The organism is Bradyrhizobium sp., from assembly GCF_019244115.1.
Lineage (GTDB): Bacteria > Pseudomonadota > Alphaproteobacteria > Rhizobiales > Xanthobacteraceae > Bradyrhizobium.
On sequence record NZ_JAFATE010000189.1, the window covers coordinates 1 to 3687 of the forward strand.

At 64.9% G+C, this 3687-nt stretch carries 3 protein-coding genes and 1 pseudogene; 2 read left to right on the top strand and 2 right to left on the bottom strand.

Going from position 1 to position 3687, the window contains the following annotated elements; translation table 11 throughout:
- Positions 1-77: 77 nt before the first annotated feature.
- Positions 78-1097, bottom strand: a complete 1020-nt coding sequence (locus JOZ76_RS08350; RefSeq protein ID WP_291698151.1) for an LLM class flavin-dependent oxidoreductase — start codon at positions 1095-1097, stop codon at positions 78-80.
- 358 nt (positions 1098-1455) lie between these two features.
- On the opposite strand from JOZ76_RS08350, the gene metF reads away from it, so the two are divergent.
- Positions 1456-2364, top strand: coding sequence for a methylenetetrahydrofolate reductase [NAD(P)H] (metF, locus tag JOZ76_RS08355; protein WP_291698152.1), 909 nt, complete (start codon positions 1456-1458; stop codon positions 2362-2364).
- A pseudogene (locus JOZ76_RS08360) lies at positions 2364-3557 on the top strand (homocysteine S-methyltransferase family protein); the annotation flags it as partial. The gene metF and the pseudogene JOZ76_RS08360, both read left to right, overlap by 1 nt.
- Here JOZ76_RS08360 and JOZ76_RS38160 read toward each other — a convergent pair.
- The gene (locus JOZ76_RS38160; protein ID WP_441299997.1) at positions 3509-3643 is read right to left on the bottom strand and encodes a hypothetical protein; all 135 of its coding nucleotides are present in this window, start codon (positions 3641-3643) and stop codon (positions 3509-3511) included. The pseudogene JOZ76_RS08360 and the gene JOZ76_RS38160 overlap by 49 nt on opposite strands.
- Positions 3644-3687 lie beyond the last annotated feature (44 nt).

Here is a 3687-nt window from a genome sequence, read left to right on the forward strand (position 1 = left end):
ATCGAGAAATCACGCGGTATGGGTCCCGGCTCGGCGCGCGCAAGAGCGCGCTTGGCCGGGACGACGGATGGCTGCATTCATGCCGCTGCCTTCTCGGCAAGCCCGAATGCTTCCGCGAGCAGCGAATAGGATTTTTTGCGCGCCTCGTGATCGAACACGGCTGATATCACCATCAGTTCGTCCGCCTGGCTGGCTGCAATCAGCGGCTTGAGCTTCTGCATCACGGTCGCAGGGCTGCCGACGAACAGCCGCGTGCGGTTGCGCGCGATCGAGGCCCGCTCGGCGTCGGAGTAAGGATAGGCCAGCGCCTCCTCCGGGCTCGGCAGCGGCAGATACTGGCCGCGGTCGCGGCGCAGCCGGTTGAGATCCATTGAGGAGGCGAGCCGCTCGGCTTCAGCGTCGCTCTCCGCCGCGACAATGGCGACCGCGAGGATCGCATGCGGCGCAGTGCGCCAGCCCGAGGGCTTGAAACGCGTGCGGTAGTTGATCATCGCATCTGTCGCGTCATGAGCCGCGAAATGATGCGCGAAAGCAAAGCCCATCCCGACCTGCGCCGCGAGTTCTGAGGAATAGTCGCTGGAGCCGAGCAGCCAGATCGGCGGCAGCGGCGTGTCGTCCGGCATCGCCACCACGTTGTTGTAGGGGTGCCCGGGCGGGAAATCGCGGGTCTCCCACAAGGTCAGTTCGTGCAGCCGTTCAAGGAAATCGTCGCCCTCGCGGCGGTCGAGCCGCGAGCGCAGCGCGTAGGCGGTGGCACCATCGGTACCCGGTGCACGGCCGAGGCCGAGATCGATCCGTCCCGGAAACAGCGCCTCCAGCATCTTGAAACGCTCGGCGATCACCAGCGGCGCATGGTTGGGCAGCATGACGCCGCCGGAGCCGACGCGGATGTGCTGCGTCACCGCGGCAATCTGGCCGATCATGAGGTCTGGCGCCGGGCTCGCCACCGAGGCCAGGTTGTGATGTTCGGCGAGCCAGTAGCGGACATAGCCGAGACGGTCGGCATGGCGTGCCAGATCGATGCTGTTGCGCAGCGCGGCGGCGGGTTTTGTCGCTGTGGTGACGACCGACAGGTCGAGAATCGAAAGTGGTATCATGGCCCTAAGCTAGTGTGGACAAGCCAGCCGGCAACGGGTCCGGGCACGCGGCTGGGTCGACGGACATGCAGCACCCGGTGGGTGGGACGGACGCTCGCCTGACAGTGGCCTATTCAAATGTCCCACTCGCACCTCCTACTACATGAATTTTTATTGTATGTATCTCAATGACTTATTTAACAATCGCAGCAAACAACCACTGGAGACAGTAATTGGGATAGGCTTTCTCAAGCGAACTTTTATGCCTAATTGGGCAACTTCCCAATCACAGTGGGCTATTTGCATGACCCCAATTTGCCCTATCTTAGCTGACCGTTGCTCGACCCGAAGCCCTGTCGCTGACCCGGATCCTTGTGCCATGACCGACGTGACGCCTCTCGAGGGGCCCCGCGCGCCAAAACTGCCAAACATCTCCTTCGAGTTCTTCCCGCCGAAGACCGAGGAGATGGAGCGCAATTTGTGGGACACGATCAAGCGGCTGGCGCCGCTCACGCCCAACTTCGTCTCGGTCACCTACGGTGCCGGCGGCTCGACCCGCGAGCGCACGCACGCCACCATCGTCCGCATCCTGAAGGAGACCTGTCTGCTGCCGGCCGCGCATCTGACCTGCGTCGGCGCCTCGCGCGGCGAGATCGACGAGGTGGTCGACCGCTATCATGAGGCGGGTGTCCGCCACATCGTCGCGCTGCGCGGCGATCCCGCATCCGGCATCGGCACGCCTTTCGTCGCGCATCCCGACGGCTACAAGACCTCGCCCGAACTCGTCGCGGGCATCAGGAAGCGCCATGCCGACATCGAGGTGTCGGTGTCGGCCTATCCCGAAAAACATCCCGAAGCGCGCGATTTCGACCGCGATATCGATACGCTGCAGGCCAAGGTCGACGCGGGCGCCACGCGCGCCATCACCCAGGTGTTTTTCGACAACGATTTTTATCTCCGCTACCTCGACCGGGTGCGCGCGCGCGGCATCAAGATCCCGATCGTGCCCGGCATCATGCCGATGCACAATTTCAAGCAGGCACGCAATTTCGTCACCCGCGCCGGCACGACGGTACCGGACTGGCTCGCGCAAAAATTCGACGGGCTCGACCATGATGCGGAGACCCGCAAGCTGGTGGCGGCCACCGTCGCAGCCGGACAGGTGCAAAAACTCGCCAAGCACGGCATCGACACCTTCCATTTCTACACCATGAACCGCGCCGACCTGGTGTTTGCGATCTGCCACTTGCTCGGCATCCGCCCGAAGGCGGCACAAGAGGCTGCCTGATGACAACGCCTGTCTCTCTGAAGCGCATTGCGCTGCTCGCAGCCGCCCGCGAGCGCATTTTGGTGCTCGACGGTGCCATGGGCACCATGATCCAGGCCCTGCAGCTCGACGAGGCGGCGTTCCGCGGCACGCGCTTCAAGGACTTTCATCGTGATCTCCGCGGCAACAACGACCTGCTGATCCTGACCCAGCCGCAGGCCATCGAGGACATCCACGCCGCCTATTTGCGCGCCGGCGCCGATATCGTCGCGACCAACACCTTTTCTTCGACTTCCATCGCGCAGGCCGATTACGATCTTGCCGATGTGGTCTACGAAATGAACCGCGAGGGCGCGGTGCTGGCCCGCCGCGCTGCCGCGCGCGTCGAGACCGAGGACGGCAAGCCACGCTTCGTCGTTGGCGCGCTGGGTCCGACCAACCGCACCGCCTCGATCTCGCCCGATGTCGCCAATCCCGGCTATCGCGCCGTCACGTTCGACGATCTGCGCGAGGCGTATGGCGAACAGGCGCGCGGCCTGCTCGATGGCGGTGTCGATTTCCTGCTGGTCGAGACCATTTTTGACACGCTGAACGCCAAGGCCGCGCTCTACGCCATCTCCGAGCTTTGTGAAGCGCGCGGCCTCGACGTGCCGGTGATGATCTCGGGCACCATCACCGACAAGTCCGGCCGCCTGCTCTCCGGGCAGTTGCCGGAAGCGTTCTGGCACTCGGTGCGGCACGCGCGACCAATGACCATCGGCTTCAACTGCGCACTCGGCGCGGCCGACCTGCGCGCCCACATTGCTGATATCGGCCGCATCGCCGATACGCTGGTCTGCGCCTATCCGAATGCCGGCCTGCCCAACGAATTCGGCCAGTATGACGAGAGCCCCGACTACATGGCGCGGCTGATCGGCGAGTTCGCCCGCGACGGCCTGGTCAACATCGTCGGCGGCTGCTGCGGCACCACGCCGGAGCACATCGCGGCGATCGCCGCCGCGGTCGCGCCCTATCGCCCGCGCGAGATTCCCGGCGTCGAACCGCGCCTGCGGCTCTCGGGCCTGGAGCCGTTCGAGCTGACGCCCGCAATCCCCTTCGTCAATGTGGGCGAGCGCACCAACGTCACGGGCTCGGCCAAATTCCGCAAGCTCATCACCGCCGGCGACTACGCCGGCGCGCTCGCAGTGGCGCGCGAGCAGGTCGAGAACGGCGCCGCGTGGCGCACCGAGGTCCAGAACGCTGCCGGCGTCTGGCCCGAGAGCAGGCGTCCGGAACGATCGGTAATGGTGCCGGAGATCATGATCGGCAGCCGTAGACCGCCGTCGGCCACCAGATGACTGATCG

Coding starts and splice junctions, on each gene's coding strand:
- JOZ76_RS08350 (WP_291698151.1), bottom strand. CDS start 1,097: ATGATACCACTTTCGATTCTCGACCTGTCGGTCGTCACCACAGCGACA.
- metF (WP_291698152.1), top strand. CDS start 1,456: ATGACCGACGTGACGCCTCTCGAGGGGCCCCGCGCGCCAAAACTGCCA.
- JOZ76_RS38160 (WP_441299997.1), bottom strand. CDS start 3,643: ATGATCTCCGGCACCATTACCGATCGTTCCGGACGCCTGCTCTCGGGC.